Source organism: bacterium, from assembly GCA_008933615.1.
In the GTDB taxonomy this organism is placed as follows: Bacteria; CLD3; CLD3; order SB21; family SB21; genus SB21.
In genome coordinates this window covers 1-5,446 of record WBUR01000070.1, presented here as the reverse complement: position 1 = coordinate 5,446, position 5,446 = coordinate 1, and the positions used below count along the sequence as shown (strand labels likewise).

At 47.9% G+C, this 5,446-nt stretch carries 2 tRNA genes and 2 rRNA genes; all 4 read right to left on the bottom strand.

The annotated features are described in order from the left end of the window. Positions 1-2,573 (bottom strand): 23S ribosomal RNA (locus tag F9K33_16195); the annotation flags it as partial. 367 nt (positions 2,574-2,940) lie between these two features. After that, a tRNA-Ala gene (locus tag F9K33_16190) sits at positions 2,941-3,017 on the bottom strand. An 86-nt stretch (positions 3,018-3,103) separates the two neighbouring features. Beyond that, a tRNA-Ile gene (locus tag F9K33_16185) sits at positions 3,104-3,177 on the bottom strand. Positions 3,178-3,323: 146 nt separating this feature from the next. Beyond that, positions 3,324-4,843: ribosomal RNA gene (locus F9K33_16180) — 16S ribosomal RNA — on the bottom strand. Positions 4,844-5,446: the final 603 nt, after the last annotated feature.

The window sequence follows — 5,446 nt, the reverse complement described above, 5'->3', positions numbered from 1 at the left end:
ACTTTAATGGGCGAACAGCCCAACCCTTGGGACCTTCTCCAGCCCCAGGATGTGACGAGCCGACATCGAGGTGCCAAACCGCTCCGTCGATATGAGCTCTTGGGAGCGATCAGCCTGTTATCCCCGGCGTACCTTTTATCCTTTGAGCGATGGCCCTTCCATGCGGAACCACCGGATCACTATGCCCTACTTTCGTACCTGATCGACTTGTCAGTCTCACAGTCAAGCTCCCTTGTGTCATTGCACTCTTCAGACGGTTACCAATCGTCTTGAGGGAACCTTTGGAAGCCTCCGTTACTCTTTTGGAGGCGACCACCCCAGTCAAACTACCCACCACACATTGTCCCCCGAATAATCGGGGTTAGGTCCCAGATAAGCAAAGGGACGTATTTCAAGGATGGCTCCACGAGTCCTGGCGAACCCGCTTCAAAGCCTCCGTCCTATCCTACACATTACTTACCCAGGATCAATGTGAAGTTGCAGTAAAGGTGCACGGGGTCTTTCCGTCCCGTTGCGGGTACTCGGCATCTTCACCGAGACTACAATTTCACCGAGCTCATGGCTGAGACAGTGCCCAGATCGTTACACCATTCGTGCAGGTCGGAACTTACCCGACAAGGAATTTCGCTACCTTAGGACCGTTATAGTTACGGCCGCCGTTTACCGGGGCTTCAATTCAATGCTTCTCTTGCGATGACATCCCCTCTTAACCTTCCGGCACCGGGCAGGTGTCAGGCCATATACATCATCTTTCGATTTAGCATAGCCATGTGTTTGTGATAAACAGTCGCCTGGGCCTTTTCACTGCGGCTGGCTTGCGCCAGCGCCCCTTCTCCCGAAGTTACGGGGCTATTTTGCCTAGTTCCTTAGCCATGGATCACTCGAGCGCCTTAGGATTCTCTCCTTGACTACCTGTGTCGGTTTGTGGTACGGGTCTTTAATACCTGAAGCTTAGAGGTTTTTCTTGGAAGCCTTTAGGATCACTATCCGATTGCCCGAAGGCTCTCGGTACTGTCAGGTTTCGGCTCAACCGGCGGATTTACCTACCAGTCTCAACACCTACGCCCTTTAACGTACTATTCCGTCAGTACGCGGATCTTTCATCACTCCGTCACCCCATCGCAGTATTAAAAAGTATCGGAATATTAACCGATTATCCATCGAATACGCCTTTCGGCTTTTCCTTAGGTCCCGACTAACCCTGATCCGATTAACGTTGATCAGGAAACCTTAGTCTATCGGCGAGGGGGTTTCCCACCCCCTTTGTCGTTACTTATGCCTACATTTGCTTTTCCAAACACTCCACCGCTCCTTACGAAACGGCTTCAACGCAGTTTGGAATGCTCCCCTACCAGTGACAAAATTAATTGTCAATTCATAGCTTCGGTGATATACTTAATGCCCGATTATTATCCATGCCCGATCGCTCGACTAGTGAGCTGTTACGCACTCTTTAAATGAATGGCTGCTTCCAAGCCAACATCCTAGCTGTCTAAGCAATCAGACCTCGTTAGTTCAACTTAGTATATACTTGGGGACCTTAGCTGATGATCTGGGTTCTTTCCCTTTTGGACACGGACCTTAGCACCCGCGCCCTCACTCCCGGTAAGCATCTTGCAGCATTCGGAGTTTGTCTGGATTTGATAGGCGGTGAAGCCCTCGCATCCAATCAGTAGCTCTACCTCTGCAAGACTCGTAACCGAGGCTGCACCTAAATGCATTTCGGGGAGTACGAGCTATTTCCCAGTTTGATTGGCCTTTCACCCCTACCCACAGTTCATCCAAAAACTTTTCAACGTTAACTGGTTCGGTCCTCCATCCCGTGTTACCGGGACTTCAACCTGACCATGGGTAGATCACAAGGTTTCGCGTCTAGCGCCACTGACTTTACGCCCTATTCAGACTCGCTTTCGCTTCGACTCCGGGACTTAATCCCTTAATCTCGCCAGTGACGACTAACTCGTAGGCTCATTATGCAAAAGGCACGCAGTCACCACACGAAGTGGCTCCTACAGCTTGTAGGCGCACGGTTTCAGGTACTATTTCACTCCGCTGTTCGCGGTTCTTTTCACCTTTCCCTCACGGTACTAGTTCACTATCGGTCTCTCAGGAGTATTTAGCCTTACCGGATGGTCCCGGCAGATTCAGACAGGATTCCTCGTGTCCCGCCCTACTCAGGGTACTGCTAACTAGCTAATTATTTACGTGTACAGGGCTTTCACCTTATATTGCCGGATTTTCCAAACCGTTCCACTTAAAATTAATTCGTATATCGCAGCCCTACAACCCCAACATTGCCGAAACAATATTGGTTTAGGCTGTTCCCTTTTCGCTCGCCACTACTAGGGGAATCACTTTTGTTTTCTTTTCCTCCGCTTAATTAGATGTTTCAGTTCAGCGGGTTGACCTCCGACATAATCGGATACCTTATTGCTAAGGTGGGTTGTCCCATTCGGATATTTACGGATCAAAGGTTATTTGCACCTCCCCGCAACTTTTCGCAGCTTATCACGTCCTTCGTCGTCTCTGAGAGCCAAGGCATCCACCGTACGCCCTTACTAACTTTCTTCTATTTATTATACTTACAGGTTAATCTTTACTTCTATTTATTTTTCCCAATATGTCAAAGAACTTTATAACTCTCCTTTTCACTTCCCGAACACCGAACCGGTATCCTTTCTGCTTCCAGGTTGTCTGAGTTAAACGTGGATATTTATGGACTCGAACCACTTTTACTATGCGCCTGCCGCATATCCCTGTCTAAAAAAGTTTCAAGTTCAAAGTTTCAAGTTCCAGGTTGTTCTTATACCTCAGACTTTTCCACTTTTTTACTATTCACTTTCCAATAAATTGTATGAACGCTTTGTTGTTGTAATCGTTTATTCGTATGCTTGTTTTATTCTTATTCTCTCTCTCTTTAAGTACTGTTGTACTTCTTTTTGGTGGAGAATAAGGGAGTCGAACCCTTGACCCTCTGCGTGCAAGGCAGATGCTCTAGCCAACTGAGCTAATCCCCCGGGTTTTAGTTTCAGGTTTCTAGTTCCGGGTTTCAAGTTGCTTTCACACTTGGAACTTTAAACTTTAAACTTGGAACTGATTTGTGTAGTCCCGCCCAGAGTTGAACTGGGGACCTCTACATTATCAGTGTAGCGCTCTAACCAACTGAGCTACGAGACTGTTTTGCTTTGCAAAGCGACCTGCTGTTGGATGACGGCCTTTCGCTTCATGCTAACAGCTCTTCGCTTTTCGCTGCACTCAATATTTTAATAAAAAGGAAAACAAGGCGTTTATCTTAATTAAACCCTATCTTAACATCAAGCTCCAGAAAGGAGGTGTTCCAGCCACACCTTCCGGTACGGCTACCTTGTTACGACTTAACACCAGTTACTAGTTTTACCCTAGGCCGCTCCTCGCGGTTACAGACTTCAGGTACCCCCAGCTTCCATTGTTTGACGGGCGGTGTGTACAAGGCCCGGGAACGTATTCACCGCGCCATGGCTGATGCGCGATTACTAGCGAATCCAGCTTCACGAAGTCGGGTTGCAGACTTCGATCCGAACTGAGACAAGCTTTAGAGATTAGCATCCCCTCACGGGGTAGCTGCCCTTTGTACTTGCCATTGTAACACGTGTGTAGCCCTGGACATAAGGGCCGTGCTGATTTGACGTCATCCCCACCTTCCTCACACCTTACGGTGGCAGTCTCGCTAGAGTCCCCGGCTTGACCCGCTGGCAACTAACGATAAGGGTTGCGCTCGTTATGGGACTTAACCCGACACCTCACGGCACGAGCTGACGACAACCATGCAGCACCTTGTAGATCGTCCGAAGAAAGCCTGCTTTCACAAGCTGTCGCTCTACATTTAAGCCCAGGTAAGGTTCCTCGCGTATCATCGAATTAAACCACATGTTCCTCCGCTTGTGCGGGCCCCCGTCAATTCCTTTGAGTTTCAACCTTGCGATCGTACTCCCCAGGTGGATCACTTAATGCTTTCGCTTGGCCGCATACTGTGTATCGCATACAGCGAGTGATCATCGTTTACGGCGTGGACTACCAGGGTATCTAATCCTGTTCGCTCCCCACGCTTTCGTGCATCAGCGTCAGTAACAGTTTAGTAAGCTGCCTTCGCAATTGGTGTTCTGTGTAATATCTAAGCATTTCACCGCTACACTACACATTCCGCTTACCTCAATTGTACTCAAGCTTCTCAGTATCAATGGCAATTCTACCGTTAAGCGGCAGGATTTCACCACTGACTTAAAAAGCCGCCTACGCACCCTTTAAACCCAATGAATCCGGATAACGCTTGCATCCTCCGTATTACCGCGGCTGCTGGCACGGAGTTAGCCGATGCTTATTCATACACTACCGTCGGGGCAGGACACGTCCTGCTTTTTCTTGGTGTATAAAAGAAGTTTACAATCCATAGGACCTTCATCCTTCACGCGGGATGGCTGGTTCAGGCTTGCGCCCATTGACCAATATTCCTCACTGCTGCCTCCCGTAGGAGTCTGGTCCGTGTCTCAGTACCAGTGTGGGGGATCATCCTCTCAGAACCCCTAGACATCGTCGCCTTGGTGAGCCGTTACCTCACCAACTAGCTAATGTCACGCATGCCCATCTATAACCACCGGAGTTTTACCTTAAAATCCATGCGGAGATTAAGGACTATGAGGTATTAATCCACATTTCTATGGGCTATCCCTCTGTTATAGGCAGGTTGCATACGCGTTACTCACCCGTGCGCCACTCTCATGGGAGCAAGCTCCCAATCCCGTTCGACTTGCATGTGTTAGGCCTCCCGCTAGCGTTCATCCTGAGCCAGGATCAAACTCTTCGTTGTAAGTTAAAAGTTAAATATTATCCAGCTCTATGACGTTAACTCAAAAATTTAATTTGCGTAACCTTCCTTGTTTTTCCTTTTCAATATTTTCAATGAACTCCTGTGCCTTGCGGCTATCGATTTTACCACCATCTTTCTACCTCTTGCGAAGCGACCTCCAATGGTTAAATTCAATCTCGTATTCTTTTTGAACGTTTGGTCCAGCTTGCTCTGTACCGCCTTGTTGTGGCGGCCGTTTCAGCGGGGTGCAAAGTTATGAAGAGTTTCTAATTTACCAAAGCTTTTTAAAACTTTTTTTCCTTTTTTTTCTCTCCTCCTTTTGACGTCTGCTCCGGTTTTTAATCTATTCCTCTCTTTCCCTCCGATCCTAAAAACCTGACAGAGTTATCTGCCCGCAATCCATCAAATCTTACTCCCCAACTCTTTCACTGAACTCGCTTTTCGTTTAGCGGCTGCAAAGGTAATCGCCTTTTCTTAATTTCCAAACAACTTCCAAAATTATTTCAAAAATTGTTACTAACCTTTTACCATACAACCACTTAATGAACTCTCGCCTCCCCTTCAACATCCCTGCCTTCCCGTTTGGCGGTTGCAAAGATAGAG